Annotated in this window: 13 protein-coding genes; 4 read left to right on the top strand and 9 right to left on the bottom strand. The window is 68.9% G+C overall.

What is annotated here, in order from left to right; all coding sequences use genetic code 11:
• From LMA02_RS32965 to LMA02_RS32950, 4 genes are all read right to left on the bottom strand, one after another.
• Nucleotides 1-1,200, bottom strand: coding sequence for an LLM class flavin-dependent oxidoreductase (locus LMA02_RS32965; protein WP_416378697.1), 1,200 nt, complete (start codon nucleotides 1,198-1,200; stop codon nucleotides 1-3).
• Nucleotides 1,201-1,307: 107 nt separating this feature from the next.
• Nucleotides 1,308-1,856: a c-type cytochrome gene (locus LMA02_RS32960; protein WP_228910858.1), complete on the bottom strand. Its 549-nt coding sequence runs from the start codon at nucleotides 1,854-1,856 to the stop codon at nucleotides 1,308-1,310.
• Nucleotides 1,849-3,120 carry a sulfite dehydrogenase gene (soxC, locus tag LMA02_RS32955; protein ID WP_416378698.1) on the bottom strand — a complete coding sequence of 424 codons (1,272 nt, stop codon included), beginning with the start codon at nucleotides 3,118-3,120 and terminating at the stop codon, nucleotides 1,849-1,851. Before soxC ends, LMA02_RS32960 begins: the two co-directional genes overlap by 8 nt.
• A 120-nt stretch (nucleotides 3,121-3,240) precedes the next feature.
• Nucleotides 3,241-4,425 carry a porin gene (locus tag LMA02_RS32950; protein WP_228910856.1) on the bottom strand — a complete coding sequence of 395 codons (1,185 nt, stop codon included), beginning with the start codon at nucleotides 4,423-4,425 and terminating at the stop codon, nucleotides 3,241-3,243.
• Nucleotides 4,426-4,908: 483 nt separating this feature from the next.
• Here LMA02_RS32950 and LMA02_RS32945 point away from each other — a divergent pair, with 483 nt between their 5' ends.
• Both LMA02_RS32945 and LMA02_RS32940 read left to right on the top strand, forming a co-directional pair.
• Entirely contained in the window at nucleotides 4,909-5,253 is a 345-nt protein-coding gene (locus tag LMA02_RS32945; RefSeq protein ID WP_228910854.1) for a DUF3088 domain-containing protein, read from the top strand.
• A 64-nt stretch (nucleotides 5,254-5,317) separates the two neighbouring features.
• On the top strand, nucleotides 5,318-6,316 hold the full coding sequence (locus LMA02_RS32940; RefSeq protein ID WP_228910852.1) for an ABC transporter substrate-binding protein: 999 nt from the start codon (nucleotides 5,318-5,320) through the stop codon (nucleotides 6,314-6,316).
• Between the two features lie 251 nt (nucleotides 6,317-6,567).
• Here LMA02_RS32940 and LMA02_RS32935 read toward each other — a convergent pair whose 3' ends face one another.
• From LMA02_RS32935 to LMA02_RS32925, 3 genes are all read right to left on the bottom strand, one after another.
• Nucleotides 6,568-8,277 carry a hypothetical protein gene (locus LMA02_RS32935; RefSeq protein ID WP_228910850.1) on the bottom strand — a complete coding sequence of 570 codons (1,710 nt, stop codon included), beginning with the start codon at nucleotides 8,275-8,277 and terminating at the stop codon, nucleotides 6,568-6,570.
• A gap of 81 nt (nucleotides 8,278-8,358) precedes the next feature.
• Nucleotides 8,359-9,576: an ATP-grasp domain-containing protein gene (locus tag LMA02_RS32930; RefSeq protein ID WP_228910848.1), complete on the bottom strand. Its 1,218-nt coding sequence runs from the start codon at nucleotides 9,574-9,576 to the stop codon at nucleotides 8,359-8,361.
• Nucleotides 9,577-9,606: 30 nt separating this feature from the next.
• Entirely contained in the window at nucleotides 9,607-10,551 is a 945-nt protein-coding gene (locus tag LMA02_RS32925) for a hypothetical protein (RefSeq protein ID WP_228910846.1), read from the bottom strand.
• A 166-nt stretch (nucleotides 10,552-10,717) separates the two neighbouring features.
• On the opposite strand from LMA02_RS32925, the gene LMA02_RS32920 reads away from it, so the two are divergent.
• Complete coding sequence (locus LMA02_RS32920; protein WP_228910844.1) at nucleotides 10,718-11,593, top strand: LysR family transcriptional regulator; 876 nt, start codon at nucleotides 10,718-10,720, stop codon at nucleotides 11,591-11,593.
• Between the two features lie 32 nt (nucleotides 11,594-11,625).
• Here the strand turns inward: LMA02_RS32920 and LMA02_RS32915 are convergent, their stop codons facing one another.
• Together LMA02_RS32915 and LMA02_RS32910 are read right to left on the bottom strand one after the other, a co-directional pair.
• Nucleotides 11,626-12,894: an ATP-grasp domain-containing protein gene (locus LMA02_RS32915; protein ID WP_228910842.1), complete on the bottom strand. Its 1,269-nt coding sequence runs from the start codon at nucleotides 12,892-12,894 to the stop codon at nucleotides 11,626-11,628.
• A 52-nt stretch (nucleotides 12,895-12,946) separates the two neighbouring features.
• Nucleotides 12,947-14,380: an MFS transporter gene (locus tag LMA02_RS32910; protein WP_228910840.1), complete on the bottom strand. Its 1,434-nt coding sequence runs from the start codon at nucleotides 14,378-14,380 to the stop codon at nucleotides 12,947-12,949.
• A 434-nt stretch (nucleotides 14,381-14,814) separates the two neighbouring features.
• Between LMA02_RS32910 and LMA02_RS32905 the strand changes: the two genes are divergently transcribed.
• Nucleotides 14,815-15,933: a TauD/TfdA family dioxygenase gene (locus tag LMA02_RS32905; RefSeq protein ID WP_228910838.1), complete on the top strand. Its 1,119-nt coding sequence runs from the start codon at nucleotides 14,815-14,817 to the stop codon at nucleotides 15,931-15,933.
• Nucleotides 15,934-15,983: the final 50 nt, after the last annotated feature.

Here is a 15,983-nt window from a genome sequence, read left to right as displayed (position 1 = left end):
TCAGCGCCGCAGGCCCGCGTCGCGCAGCAGCGGCAGCACGCGCGCGCCGAAGAAGTCGAGATCCGGCTTGAAGTCGTAGAAGCTCAGCTGGATGCCGTCGATGCCGGCCCGATGCAGCCGCACGATGTAATCGGCGATTTCGTCGGGCGAGCCGGTGATCGAGATGTTGCCGCCAATCGCGCGCGCGGCCGCCTGCGTCCGCTGATCGAAGCCGCCGCGCCACGCATGGGCGTCGCTGTCGAAGCGATGAAAGCTGCCTTCGTCCGCGTGCGCGACGATCGCATCGCGGTACGCGCGCGCTTCGGCCGCCGTTTCGCGGCAGATCACGAGCGGATTGAGCAGCGTGCGGATCGTCCGGCCGCGCGCGGCTGCGGCCGCCTTCACGCGGGCCGTGTGCGCGGGTAGCGTGTCCAGCGCGAGCTCGACGTCCGGGCCGGCGGGGCTCGTGACGAACACGATGTCCGAATAGCGGGCCGCGAAATCGATGCCCGCGTCGGAGCCCGTCGCGTTGATCAGCAGCGGGCGGCCGTATTGCGGCTTCGGCGTGACGAACGCGCCGGAGAGCCGCCAGCTCGACAGCGCGGGCGCGTAGCTGAAGTTGTCCGGTTGCGCCCACAACTGGCTGACCGCGTCGACGAATTCGGCGGCCATCTCGTAGCGCCGGTCGTGCTCGATCCGGTTCCAGCCGAACATCTCGTGTTCGATCGCGCGGTGGCCGGTCACGACGTTGATGCCCCAGCGTCCGCGCGAGATGTGGTCGAGCGTCGCCGTGAACTTCGCGAAATGCAGCGGATGCCACGGACCGTACAGCACGTGGCTCGTCGCGACGAGGATGATCCGCTCGGTGCGCGCGGTGAGCGCGGCCAGCGTCATGAACGAGTCGAGCGCGTGGCCGTCGAACACGCCGCCGTAGCCGCCTTTCGGCAGCCACTGCGACAGCGCGAACACGAGATCGAAGCCCAGCGCTTCGGCGCGCGCGACGAGATCGGCGTTATAGTCGAACGTCCAGTCGGTCGAGCGCGGCAGCGTCGATGCGCTCCAGCCGCCGGCCTGGATCGGCAGGAACAGGCCGAGCATCAGCGGTTGCGCGAGCACGCGCGACGCGGGGCTGTCGGGAAAATCGGCCGGTGAACCGACGTCGACGAACGGCGACGGCGTGAACGGGACATCGGCCTGGGCGGCGGCGGAAGTGTCGGTCAAGATGGGCTCCATGCGACGCGCGCCGGCGTCGAGCGAAAATCGTGCGTGCCGTGCCCGCAGTCGACGCGCGTTGGTTTCCGGCATGCCGGCAAGCGCGTCGTATCGCATCACAGGCGTCCCGGCCGCGGGTCGGGCACGAAGCCGTCGCGGTTCGGCATCCGGATGCGCGGCAGCGTGCGGGCGTCGAGCGTCGCGTCGTCGGGCACGATGCCGTTCAGGTGCAGCACGTACGCGGTGACCGCATAGAGTTCGTCCGCGCTCAGCGATTGCGGCGCGTTGTACGGCATCGCGCGGCGGATGTAATCGAACAGCGTCGTCGCATACGGCCAGTAGCTCCCGACCGTCTTTTTCGGCCTGGCGCCGGCGAGCGAGCCGCTGCCGCCGACGAGCGGATCGCCGACGCCGCCCTGGCCGCCGGCGCCGTGACACATCGCGCATTTGTCCGCGAACACGTGCGCGCCGCGCGCGACCGTGCCGGCACCGCGCGGCAGGCCGCTGCCGTCGGGCGCGACGTCGATGTCCCACGCCGCGATAGCCGCGCGGTCGACCGGCTGACCGAGACCGAAGCCGGCGCCGAAGGCCGGCAACGCGATCGTGCCGATCGATCCCGACAAGACGGCGAGCGACACGAGCAGACGGACAGTCGGCCTACGCATTGCGCACCTCGCCGTCCGCGCCGACGCGCCAGTTCTGGATGCCGTTGTAGTGGTATTGCGAATTGACGCCGCGCGCGGCGACGAGCGCGTCGCGGGTCGGCTGCACGTAGCCCGTTTCGTCGGTCGCTCGGCTTTGCAGGTCGGCCGGCTCGCCGTTCCAGACCCAGTCGGCTTCGAAGCGCGTCAGCGCGCGATCGCGCACGTCGCCGGCGAGCCGCGCGGCGCGCCAGGTGCGGCCGCCGTCCGTCGACACCTCGACCGCGCGAATCCGGCCGCGTCCCGACCACGCATAACCGCTGATCGGGTAGTAGCCGCGCGACGCGAGCCGGTGGCCGGCCGACGGGCGCGTGATTACCGATTTCGCATCCATCTCGAACACGAACTGGCGGGCGCATCCGTTCGGCAGCAGGCTCGTGTATTTCGACGTTTCCTCGCGGGTCATCTCCGGCGCGCGTACCAGCTTCAGCCGCCGCAGCCACTTGATGTTCGTGTTGCCTTCGAAGCCCGGCACGACGAGCCGCACCGGATAGCCGTTCTCGGGGCGCAGCCGCTCGCCGTTCTGCGCATAGACGACGAGCGCGCGCTCGAGAATGCGATCGAGCGGCAGGCTGCGCGTCATCGCCGCGCCGTCCGCGCCTTCCGCGAGCAGCCATTGCGCGGCCGGGTCGATGCCGGTTTCGTCGAGCAGCGTCGACAGCCGCACGCCGGTCCATTCGCAGCACGACAGCAGCCCGTGCGTGAACTGGACGGGCAACCCGCTCGGGCCGTTCCATTCGCTGCCGGTGTTGCCCGAGCATTCGAGGAAATGGATTCGCGACTCGGACGGAAAGCGCAGCAGGTCGTCGAGCGTGAAGACGCGCGGCTCGCGCACGAGCCCGTGGACGACCACGCGATGACGCTGCGCATCGATATCGGGCACGCCCGCGTGATGGCGTTCGTACACGAGGCCGTTCGGCGTGATGTCGCCGAACAGGTCGGCGAGCGGCGTCATCGACGAGCCGGAGCCGGGCAGCGCCGGCGCGCGCGTGCTGCGGCGGATCACGTCGCGTTCGTGCCCGCCCGGCACGCCGTACGGCGGCGACAGCAACGGTGCGCCCGGCGTGCGCGTCCACGGCGGTACGTCGAGTGGCGCGAGCGTCTGGCCCGCCAGCGCGCCGCCTGTTGGCAGCAGCGCGGCGGCCCAGCCGCCGGCGAGCTGTCGCAATGCCGCGCGGCGGCTGGTGCGGCGTGGACGGGAAGAGGTATCGGTCATCAGCGAAGCCATGTCGCGCGCGACGCGGCAGCATCCGGAAAAACGGACATTGTCGGCAACCGCGCGCGGCGCGACAAACAACGATTCCCGCTTTGCTTATCGCGCCGCGCCCGTGTCACGTTGCGCGCACGTTCAGAACTTCACGCGCAGCCCGCTGACGAACGCGACCTGACGGTTCGTCGACGACGCGCTGCCGATGTTCGCGATCGCCGCGATCTTGCGATAGCCGCCCGACGACGCGGTGCTCGCGTCGCCTGCGGCGAGCTGGTAGATGCCGGACAGATAGATGTCGGTGCGCTTCGACAGCGCATAGTCGAACCCGAGCGTGAACTGGTGCCAGCGCGGCTTCAGCGTCTGGCCTCCGGTACCCGGCAAGCCGCTCGCGCGTCCGTCTGTGAACGTGTAGACGCCGATCAGCGTGGCCGCCGGCGTGATCTGGTAGCGCCCGTTCACGTCGTAGTTGTTGAATTTGCGCGACGAACCGTCGACGTAGTCGAGTTGCGTATGGCTCCACGCGAAGCCGAGCGTCGCGCGGCCGAGCGCGTAGTTCGCCCCGGCGACACCGATCTGCTGTTTGCGCACGCCGCCGTTCAGCCCGTAAAAGAACGCGCCGCTGTAGTCGTTGCCGGTCGTCGTGGTCGCGCCGCCCACCGCGCCGCTCGTGTTCGACGTCGCGTTCGGGTGATTCAGCCGCACGTAGCCCGCACCCGCCGAGAACGGACCGTTCACGTAGTTCGCCGCCACGCCCCACGCGTTGTTGTTCGAGAAACCGGTGCCTGCGCCGCCATTCGCCTGGTTGCTGAATGCATAGAGCACGTCGGCCGTGAAGCCGGCGATCGTCGCGCTGCGGAATTTCACCGCATTGTTGATGCGGAAGCTCTGGTTCAGGTTGTCGTTGTCGCCGATGTGGGTTGCCGGCGACCAGAAGCCGGATCCCGAGTACGGCGCGACGAGGTCGGTGATCGGCTCGTACTGGCGGCCGAACGTCAGCGTGCCGAGACCGGTCTTGTTCAGGCCGACGTACGCGGAGCGGCCGAACAGGCGGCCGCCCTGGCCGAGCCCGCCGTCGCTCGGCCGGAACCCGCCTTCGAGCGTGAACACCGCCTGCAGGCCGCCGCCGAGATCCTCGACGCCTTTCAGGCCCCAACGGCTGCCGCTCAGCTTGCCGCTCGTCTGCTGGATGTTGCTCGCGCCGCCCTGGTTGTTCGTATAGGCGAGGCCGGCGTCGACGACGCCGTACAGCGTGACGGAACTCTGCGCATGCGCACCGATGGAACCGATCGAAACCAAACCCAGGACTACCGACTTCTTGATCATGACTATCCTCTGTTTTTTATGGGTACCTCTGCGAGGATCACGATGCTATTGAATTCGGCATGGTCGGCGAATACTCGATCCGTGGTTTGCAATTCGCTGCGCGACCGAATTGCAATGCGCGTCGATGCCCGCCCGGCGCACGCGCCGCGATCGCGTCCGGCTCGCTTGCTGCGGCGAACGCATTGGCATCGATGACAAACGCCGGGCGACGACAACGTGCGAACGCGCCCATATCGATCGATGAAATCGTTCGATGCCGCGCCGAAGTTCGTTCCACTGCCGATGTTTTTATGCAACGCGGTGCTGTGACACGCACGGCCGATGCGGTATGCACGTCGGCATATCGATTCCGCAAAACGTTGGTAGGGCCGCACGATGCGCGGCGGTAGAGTCGGGCATCCGGCCGCGAGCCGGCCAGCGCCGGCGCACCGCATGCTGCGTGCGTGTGTCCTGGTGAAACTACCAACATGGGAGCCGAGTGAAATGAGTCGGGATGTACTGTTTCTGCTGGAACCGGGCTTTGCCGATCCGAAGCATCCGGGCCGACACTTCGTCTGTCCGCACGGACTGGCGATCGAAGGACTGCTCGCGAGCGCGCCCGACAGGAGCGACCGCCTCGACGTGCGCCGCGTCGGTTTCGAACGGCCGCGACACACGGTGATCGACGCGCTCGACGACGCGCATCAGGGCCTGCCGGTGCTCGTGTTCGGTAGCGCGCAACCGGCGCCGGACGATGCGCAAACGCTCGGCGCGGTGCGTTTCATCACCGACCCGCGCCGGATCCTCGACTTGCTGGCTGAGCGCCACGGCTTTCCGGCGGTGCATTGACGCGCGTCGACCGTCGCGCGCGGCGGTTTCCCTTTTCTTTTCATTCAATCGACAGGAGCATCCGATGGCGTCAACTTCGGCGGCACGCCGCCGCCTGCTGCTCGCCGGCGCCGCGCTCGCGGCGACCCCCGTGGTCGCGCGGGTCGCGCTTGCCGCGCCGAGCGTCAACGCCGATCTCGCCGGTACCACACTGCGCGTCGCGACCTACAAGGGCGGCTGGCGTGCGCTGCTGCAGGCGGCTGGCCTGAGCGACACGCCGTACCGGATCGAGTGGCGCGAGTTCAACAACGGCGTGCTGCACATCGAGGCGTTGAACGCGGATGCGCTCGACATTGGCTCGGGCAGCGAGATTCCCGCCGTGTTCGCCGCGCGCCAGAAGGCGAGTGTCCGGTTCATCTCGCGTACGCGGGAAGACCTGAACAACCAGGTCACGCTCGCACGCAAGGACACGCCGATTCGCAGCATCGCGGACCTGAAGGGCAAGCGCGTCGGGTACGTGCGCGCGACGACGTCGCACTATTTCCTGTACCGGCAGCTCGCGGAGGCCGGTCTCGGTTTCGACGACATCCACCCGATCAACCTGTCTCCGACCGACGGGCTGTCTGCCTACGATCGCGGCGATCTCGACGCATGGGCGATCTACGGCTACAACGGCCAGCTCGCGCGCAACCGGTACGGTGCACGCGTGCTCAAGACGGGCAAGGGCTACCTGTCCGGCAATTTCCCGATCTATGCGAACCCGCGCACGCTCGACGATCCGCGCCGGCGCGCGGCGACCGGCGATCTGCTGCTGCGGTTCCAGCGCGCGTACGCGTGGGCGAACGGGCATTTCGACGCCTATGCGCGCGTGCAGAACGGGGAGACGCGCGTGCCGGTTGCCGATCTGGCGGCGATGTTCGCGCAGCGCAGCGACGACTACGCACTGCTGCCCGTCACGCCCGACGTGGTCGCGCAGCATCAACAGGTCGCGGACGTGTTCGCGCGAATCGGCGTGCTGGATGGTCCGGCCAACGTCGCGCCGTTCTGGGATACGTCGTTCAATGCGCTGGTGGCATCGGCGTGACGCCAGACACGGGACGTTGAGCCCGTCGATGCCGGTCGTGTCGAACCCGTGTTCGAGCGCATCGGCGACCGTGCGCGGGCTGCCCGACAGCACGGGGCCGAGTCCGCCGAGGCCGGCCCAGTCGATCACGCGATCGACGGTCCAGCCCGACCCGTCGGCCTGTGCGCGCGCGACGACCTTCTGCAGATTGGTGTGCCGATGCCGCTGTTCCATGCCGGGTCTCCAGGGCGGTGAAGGAGGCGGGGGGCCGGTCAGCCGAGCAGCCCGTCCCAATACAGTTCGGCGGCCAGCTCGACCGCGCGCGTTTGCGTCGTATGGGCGAGCCGAAACGCGTCGCCTTCGATGGTCTCGTCGGGAAACTCGGTGACGAGCGTGAACGGCACGGTCGAGCGGTGATCCTCGAGTACGTGGCACGGAATGCCGTTGATGCGCGGAAACGGCAAGTCGCCCGCATGCGCATGCCACGCGTGGATCTGCCGCTCGTTGAACGCGACGAGCTCGTCCCACTGCGACAGCGCGCGGGTCAGCGCATCGAGGAACGGCCGTCCGTCGTGGCCTGCATGGTGGCGCAGGATCAGGAAGAAGCCCTTCGGAATCGACCACAGTTCGCTGCCGCGTGGGACGTAGCCGCTGCGCGGGCGCGTCCATTCGTGCGCGGGGTAGCCGTGCAGGCTCAGGTGCAGCCGCGCGCCGGTGCGTTCGACCGCGTCGAGCCGGGCGGCCTTCTCGCCGAACGGCGGCTGCGTGCGGGCTTCGAGGTCGTCGCCGAGCGCGGTGAAGCGGGCCGCATGCGACAGGTGCGTCGGATAAGTGGCGCGCAGGTGGTGATGCAGCGCGGCGCCGTCCGGGTTCTCGAGCGGTACAAGCGCGTAGTGCGCGCCGGGGCGCGCGTTCAGCGCATGGGCCGCGCGCAGCGCACCGACCACGCCCGACGTTTCGTTGGCGTGCTGGCCGCCGGTGATGACGAGCCCCGGCAAGGTACCGCGTACGTAAATGCCGTTCACGCTGCGGCCCTGGTGGGACGTATAGGCGAAACGCTCGCCGGGCAGTGCCGCGAGCGCACGGGCGACGGCGGGCGGTGCGAGCGGCTTGGCGAGTGCCGCGAGTGCGGCCGGCGATGCGAGCGGGTCGTCCGGCGTCGCGCGGGTGTCGGCCGCATCCGCATCCGCGCGGATATGCGTTTCAAGCGTGATGTGAACCGTCGTATCGCCTTGCGTGCGCGTGATCTCGGGCACGATCTGCCCGGATTGCAGCGTGCGGTCGGACGCGTCGCGGCCCGCGTGGGCGTGGAAGAATTCGGCCGCGCCGTAATAGGCGTCCTCGGTCCACGCTTCGAGCGTGCTGACGAGCTCCTCGCCGTACGGCAGCGTCCATTCGATGCCCGACGTGGCGATCGCGATCCGCAGCGTGTCGAAGAACGGTGCGCGGTCCGGCCACGGATGCGCGCGCAGTGCGTCGAGCGTCGCGGTGGCGGCGGCCTCGAATTCGGTGACGAGCGGCCCATCCTCGATCAGCATGTCGCCGTTCCACGCGCGCAGCCAGCCGCACGGCGACGCGGTCGCGTCGTTCGGCGCGAAGACGCGATGCGTGTCGCCGTGGGCTTCGACGACGTAGTGCGCGGGATCGTCCCCCGGTTTGAACGCGAATTCGAGCGGCGCGAGCCAGCCGGCGAGCGGATACGTTTCGAGCCGGAAGCGCTGGTATGCGCCCGCGGGCGTGCGGATCACGATGCGGCCGGCGCGCGGTGGCGTGAATTCCTCGACGAAGAAATGCAGCAGCGGCTTGTACGCGCTGCGCAGCACCGCGTCGATGCCGCGCGCGGCCAGCGTGCGTTCGGCGTCGCGGCGCGCCGCATCGTCTTCGAAGAGCCAGGCTTCGATGCGGGTCGCGGTACCGGCAGTGAAGCGGTCGGTCAAGGTGTGCAGCGTGCGCGGATAGGCGGCGGAGAATAGCGTCGTCATGGCGAGGGGGATGAGTCGGGTAGTCGTTCGGCGCGCGTCCGCGCCGGTTGTGTCGAGTCTTCGCTCGGCGGCGATTCCGCGCTAGCCGGATATCGAGGGCTGCGCGACGGGACCGCCCACGGCCGCCGTGGCGGCAGGCCCGGACGCCGCATGCTCGGGATGCGCGGCGGGCAGCGCGACGCGCACATAGAGAAACGCCCGCCGTTCGCGGTCGGGCAGTACCTGCGGGCCGTAGCTGATCGTGACGGCGCCGTCGTGCAACTCGCCGGCCTGTGCGAAACGCCACGCGCCGGGATCGCTGTCGAGCAGGAATTCGGCGCGCGCATAGGCGTGCGGCTCGAACAGCTCGGGGATCGCGACCGGGCGTCCGTCGAGTTTGTCGAGCAACGCGTCGACCACGTTGAACCCGTAGCCGTCGCGCACGATGTCGCAGATGAAGCTGCCCGCGATGCGCGGATTCAGCTCGATCACGTGCGGGACGCCGTCGCGCACGATGCAGTCGAGATGCACGGGGCCCCAGGTGAGCCCCGCGGCCGCGGTCGCGCGTGTGCCGACGTCGATCAGCGCGCGCAGCGTATCGGCGTCGAGATCGAGTTCGGACGTATAGCCGCGTTCGAGAAAACCGGCGCCGTGCCGCTTCAGCTTGCGCAGCGCGCCGACATAGCGGCCGTCGAAATACTCGACGCAGTATTCGCTGCCGCTCAGGAATTCCTCGATGACGACGCGCTCGGTAGCGCGCGATGCCGCATCGGCCTGCGCGGCGGCGAGTGCGTCGAGCTGCGCGCGCACTTCGGCGATGTCCTCGCAGCGCCGGACGCCGTCGCTCGCCGATCCCTCCGACGGCTTGACGACGACCGGAAAGCGCAGTGGTTCGGCCGCGGCGGCGAGCGCCGCGGGCGCGGCCAGCGTGCCCGCGACGAACTGCGCGGCCGGGATCCCGTGCTCGGCGAGCAACGCCTTCTGGTTCGACTTCGATACCGCGTGTGCGACATGCCGTGCATCGGGGCCGGGCAGGCCCAGCGCGTCGGCGACCCACGCGGCGGTGCGCGCATAGGTGTCGTGCGCGGTGGTCACGCGCAACGTGTCGAGTTCGTTCGGGAAGCGGGCGCGCAGCCAGGCGGCCAGTTGCGCGGCGTCGGGGGCGAGGTTGACCGTTTCGACACCGTCGGGGAACGCGCCGTCGAGACGATGGCCGGGCGCGGTGATGACGGTCACGGCCACCTGGCGCGCGAGCGCGGCGCGCACCAGTGCGACGCTGCTGCCGGTGGCGCGTGCGCCGATCACGATGAGTCGCTTCATGCTGGATCCTTGTCGACAACGGGAGTGGGGCTAGCGCGTGCGCCTGCGCAGACGCTGTGCTTCGAGGCGCGGCAGCAGGTGCTGCACCACGCGCGGCAGCGTATAGATCGGCAACTGCGCGCACGCGAACACGAGCGCCATGGTCGGCGTGGCCGCGAGCCCGAGCGCCGCCCACATCAGCCCGACGTTGCGGTTGGCGACGATCAGCGCGACGTTCAGGCGCGTGCGGACGTCGCCGGGCGTGATCCCGTACGCGACGAGCTGGAAGCCGGCGTTGACGGCGAAGGCCAGTGCGATCGCCGTCAGCGCGCGGTGCGGCGCGTCGATGATCGACTGCTGCATGCCGGCCATCGTGCCGAGCGCGAACACCAGCAGCGCGATGACGACGATTGCATCGATGGGCGTTGCATAACGGTCGAGCCGCGATCCGGCGAAGCGCCGCACGACCAGCGCGACGCCTTCGGCGCTGCCGATCAGCAGCGCGAGCCTCAGCGCGAGATTGACGGGCGAGATCGACACGGCCGCGTCGTGGCTGAACCAGGCCGTCAGCAGCGGCGCAGTGACCGGTACGAACACCATCGACGCAAGGGTTGCGACGAGCGCGACGCTCGCGTCGAGCGACAGCATCCGCGCGATCGTCGACGTGCCGCTCGACGGTGGCGCGCAGTAGGCGACCACGAGTGCGACGACCCAGTCGTACGGCATGCCGGCGAGCCGCGCGGCGATGCCGAGCGCGACCGGGCACGCGATCATCGTCGCGGCCGGCAGCAGCAGCGACACGGACGGGCGTCGCGCGACCGCGCGCACGGCGCTGGGCTCGACGCGCAGCAGCGTGCCGAGCACGAACAGGAACACGGTGACGGGCATCAGCGGCCGCGCGAGTTCGGCGAGCGGCGGGACCAGCAGCCCGAGGCCGACGCCGCACGCGAGCACGGTCGGCCCCTGCCGTACCAGCGCGGCGATCAGCGCGCGCATCGGTGAACCGCGGACCCGCGGCGGACGACGGTGAAACCTGAGCAGATAGCGGATGGCATGCGGAGTCCTCGGAAGGGGCCGGCCGGCACCGAATGTCCGCTAGGCTAATCCGGATGATGGGCGAAGTAAAATGATATAAACTGAATCAGTAACAAGAGAAAGTGATATGAACATACCTTTGCTCGAAACCTTCCGGGCCGTCGTTCAGGAGGGCAGCGCGCTGCGCGCGGCCGAGCGGCTCGGCTGCACGCAGTCGAACGTGACCGCGCGACTTCGCCAGCTCGAGGAGTCGCTCGACGCGCCGCTGTTTGACCGGCACGGCAAGCGGCTGGTGCTCAACGACGCCGGTCGCAGGCTGATCCCGTATTGCGACCGCATCCTGCGCCTCGTCGACGAAGCGACGCAGGTCGTCCGGGAGACACCGATCGCACGCAGCTTCCGGCTCGGTTCGATGGAAAGCACGGCGGCCACGCGCTTGCCGGCGCTCGCGGCCGCGTTGAAGAAGCGCGATCCGGCGCTCGGTCTCGTGGTACAGATCGGCAGCGAGCCGGAGCTGGCTGACGCCCTGCTGCGCGGCCGGATCGACGCCGCGCTGACCGCGCGTGCGCTCGTGCGGCCCGGGCTGCGTTACGAGCCCGCGTTCGCCGAGGACATGGTGCTGGTGAGCGCGGCTGCGCTCACGCGCCGGCAGTTGCTGGCCGACAACACCGTGCGGCTGCTCGCGTTTCACGAAGGCTGTCCGTATCGCTCGATCGCGGAGCACTGGCTGAAGGCGCGCGGCTTCGCGATCGAATCGGTGTCGTCGTTCGGCACGTTCGGCGCGATCCTCGGCTGCGTGGCGGCCGGCATGGGCGTCGCAATCCTGCCGAAGCGGATCACGACCGAGCATGTCGCGCGCAAGGAGCTGCGCGCGTATGCGTTCGACGATCTCGGCAGCGTGACGACCTACCTCGTCACGCCCGACGACGCGCCCGTGCTGCCCGAACTCGATGCGTTGCGTGCGGTGCTGGGCCGCCAGGCGGGCGCGCTGCTCGCACGCTGACCCGGGCGCCGCGGCGCGCGGCGGCGGCCGCGCTAGGCCGGAGCAACCGCGCGTTCGTCGGCGAAGAAATCGGCCTCGATATCGCGGATGCGCCGGCAATCCTCGAGCAGCCGCTCGAACGTCGGGCTGTAGAGGCCGACCGTGCCGAGCGCCGTCTGCAGGTCGGTGGTCACGCGCAGCGTGTCGCCGACCTTGATCCATTGCTTGAGACCGACGAACGACGGCAGCGCCTGGATCGCCTGCCACGTGAAGTCCTGCCGGAGCACGCCGTTGCGTGACGACAGCAGCAGCACGTGGCCGCAGTAGCCGCGAAAATCCGTCGGCGCGGTGACGTCGCCGAACAGTCGTTCCGGATGCAGCACGGCTTCGACGGTGGCGGATACGTGGTTCTCGCCGCTCACCGCGCTGGTCAGCCGCGGGTCGAGGCTGCCGTGCAGCCGCGCGTTCAGTTCGACGATCGTCGGGCCGTCGGCCGTATCGAACAGTTCGAGGTGGGTCGGTCCGAAGCGCACGTCGAGTGCGTCGAGCACGCTGGCCGCGTAATCGAGCAGCGGCGCGTAGCGCGGGTCGGCATGGTTCAGCACCAGCATCTTGTCGAGCCGCGGCGCATGCGTGCGGTCGCGGTGCACTTCCCATAGGCTGACCACGCGATGGCGGCCTTCGAACGACACCGAATCGACGATGTATTCCTGCCCCTCGGAATAACTCTGGATCACGATGTCGTCGTTCGGCTGGTTGTACAGCGAACGGGTGGCGAGCACGTCGCGCGCGGCCGCGTCGACCTGCGCGAGGGTCCGGCAGATCTTCACACCGGCCACGCCCGCGCTGCGCGCCGGCTTCACCACGAGCGGCAGCGTGGCCTGCGCGCGTGCCCATTCGAGCGCTTCATCGACCGACGTACTGTGGAAGTGCGCCGGTGCGCGCAGGCCGGCCTGGCGAATGCGTTCGTTCATCGCGAACTTGTCGCGTCGCGCGGCCGATGTCGCGAGCGGGTTGCGATACGGCACGTCGAGCCGCTCGGCCAGCGTGTCGGCCAGCTCCAGCGCCGCGTCGAGGCCGTGCAGCACGGCCCCGATCCGCAGGTCGCTCAACTGCGCTAGGGTTGCGTCGAGGTCGCCGCGATGCTCGACCTGGCGGACGTAGTCGGACGGATTGAACTGGTTCCGGTAGATGGCCGGCAGATCGGGGGCGCTGATCACGTGCGCGCAACGGATGCCGTACGCGCGAAACGCGGGCGCCAGATAGGCGGCCGTCGACGCGCCGTCGACGATCAGGACGGTATCGATGAAGCGATGCTGCATGGAGTCCTCGCTCGGCTGGGGAATCGGTTGAAGGATGACGGACCGCACGCGATCAGGGCCGCGTGCCGGCAGGCGGTGCGTCGCCGCGCCAGCGCGCGGCCAGCACGATGCAGACGGCGACGAGCGCGGCGGCGATCGCGAACGCGCGCGCCGCGCCGGTCACGATCGCCGCGCCCTGGCCGGCGACCAGCGCACCGAGCGCCGCGACGCCGATTGCGGCCCCTACCTGGCGTGCGGTATTGAGGATCGCGGACGCCGTGGCCGAGCGGCTGGTCTCGACGCTGCCGAGCAGCGTCGACGTCAGTGCCGGAATCGCGATGCCGCCGCCGACCGCCATCGCCGCGAGCCCGGGCGCGAGCAGCAGGTACGGCGTATGGGCGGCAAGCGTCTGCCACAGCCACAGATAGCCCACGAGCGATACGGCGAGGCCGATGACGACGGTCACGCGGAATCCGTACCGGACGGCCAGCCGCGCGCTCGCGATGTTGGCGAGCATGATGATCGTGAGCGGCGCGAGCGCCAGCCCCGATTCGGTCGCGGTGAAGCCGCGCGCGTTCTGGAAATACAGGCTCAACGAGAAGATCAGCCCGTAGAACGCGGCGTTCGTGATCGCACCGATCGCGAGCACGCCCGGCACGCGCGCGATCCGGAAGAACGCCAGTTGCAGCATCGGCGCGGCGACGCGTCGCTCGATCGCGACGAACAGCGCACCGAGCACGACCGACGCGGCCAGCGCGCCGACCGCGTAAGGGTCGCCGATGCCCTGGGCGCCGGCCCGGATGATCCCGCCCGTCAGCAGCCCGAGCACCAGCACCGCGACGATCTGACCGGCCGGATCGAACAGCCGCGTGCGCGCGGCGGCCGAATCCTGCACGTGGCGCAGCGTGAGCCATAACCCGATCGCACAGATCGGCAGGTTGATGAAGAAGATCGCGCGCCAGCCCAGCGAGTCGATCAGCAGGCCGCCGAGCGTCGGCCCGGCCGCGCTGATCGCGCCGCCTGTCGCGCTCCACCACGCGACGGCTTTCACGCGCGCGGTGGCGTCGTTCGCGCACGCATGCGTGATGAGCGCGAGCGACGTCGGCAGAATCATCGCGGCGCCGACGCCCTGTGCGACCCGCGCGGCGATCAGCGCGGCGAGCGACGGCGCGAGCGCGCAACCGAGCGACGCGAGCAGGAACAGCGCGAGGCCGTATGCGAACAGTTTCCGGCTGCCGAAGCGATCGGCCAGCGTGCCAGACGTCAGCAGCAGCGCGGCGAACGACAGCGTATAGGCATCGACGATCCATTGCAGGCCGTGAACGCTCGATCCGAATGAATGGCCGAGGCTCGGAATCGCGACGTTGACGACGGTCACGTCGAGCTGGACGATCGCGAAGCCGAGGCTCGCGGCCGCAACCGTCGGGAAGATCGCGCGCAGTGACGTGCGGTGCTGCGGCGCGGCGGCGGCCAGTACGCTGTCGAGTGCGGGAACTCGCTCGCTCATCGCAGCTCCCGGGCCGCGTGGCGGATGACGCCGTGCGTCGGCAGCGATGTCTCGTGGCCGTGGGCACGGCATGACAGGCGGTATCGGTTCATCTGCGGGTTCCCGTGTGGCGGATGAAGGGCGCCGACCGTCGATCGACGGCCGGCCGCGTCGTGGAGTCCGACAGAAACTAGCATCGGCCCGCTAGCCAATACAAATAATAACCAGCGATTTTTTAACAACTATTCGTGTTAAGGGCGGAATCGGCCGGCGCGGCCGCGCGCCGATTGCGCTGCTGAACTTATATCGATAATTTTTGTTTGCAATCGAATTTATATCATTTCTAAATGGAATGCCGGTCCCCTAGTCTTGTCGAGCGCTTCGCACCGAGGACGGCAACGCGCGGCGGTGGTGGCACACCGCTCTTCGATCCAGGAAATTAATACGAGAGACCTATGACCTATCTCGCAGATGAACGTATCGTTTTGACGGCAGCGGAGTCCGGCCACATCCGGAAGACGCTCGGCGCGCTAAAATACGACCCAGCCGGCGGCGCCGGCTACATCAGCGCTGTCCGCAAGCTCGCCTACAACGCGTTTCCCGACCGGATCGTCGACGCGTTCGATCGCGCGAAGGCGCCGACCGCCGACGCGCACGGCTCCATCGAGATCGACAACCTGCCGATCGACGGCGACGTGAACGGCAGCCCGCGCTTCGAGGAAACCGGCCGCTCGTTCAAGGCCGGCGTGCTGAGCGAAAACGTGCTCGTTGCATTGAGCACGCTGGCCGGCGAACCGTATTCGATCGCGCATGAAGGGCGCGAGCTGGTGAACAACCTGACGCCGCACAAGACGACCGCGCGCGATTACACGGGCCTCGGTTCCGAGGTCGAACTCGATTTCCATATCGAAAACGCCGCGCAGGCCCACATGCCCGAGGGCGACACATCACCGTTCGCATTGTTGCTGCTCGGCATCCGCAGCGAAGCCGGCGGCGGCCCGTACACACGGCTCGCCGACGCGCGCCGCGCGCTGCAGCTCCTGTCGCCGGACGATATCGCGCAACTGTACGGCGAGCATTACATCATCCGGGTGCCATACCGCTGGCGCGGCGCGACCCCGACGCCGCGCGACAACACCGACCTGAGCGCCGTGCTGTCGGGGCCGCTCGACGCGCCGCGCGTGACCGTTGCGTTCTATCCGGACATGGTGCTGCCGGTCAATACGCGCGCTCAGGAAGCATTGGCCAACCTGTATCGCGCGGTACGCGAGGTGTCGTTCGGCGTCCAGGTGTCGCCGGGCAAGCTGGTGCTGATCAACAACCACTTCACGCTGCATTCGCGCGACAAGTTCGATCCGCAATACGACGAGAACGATCGCGCGTTTCGCTGGGTACAGCGTGTGTTCGTCGCGCGCAGCCTGTGGAACTTCCGCGCATTTACGCCGCTGCAGGCGCGCGTATTCGACCCGAAGGCGTTGTATGCGGGCGACTCGCCGGTGCAGCGCCTCGCGCCGGCTGCGCGGCCGGCGGTCCGTCGTGAAACTGCGACCGATCTCGAGGCAACGCCGGCTTGACACGGACCGGAACGTGGGGCGGGGCGATGTGTGGTCAAAATCGTTCGGCT

Origin of the sequence: Burkholderia sp. B21-005, assembly GCF_020843965.1 — a bacterium.
Lineage (GTDB): Bacteria > Pseudomonadota > Gammaproteobacteria > Burkholderiales > Burkholderiaceae > Burkholderia > Burkholderia ambifaria.
The sequence above is the reverse complement of the archived record's forward strand: the minus strand, read 5'-3'. Positions and strand labels throughout refer to the sequence as shown.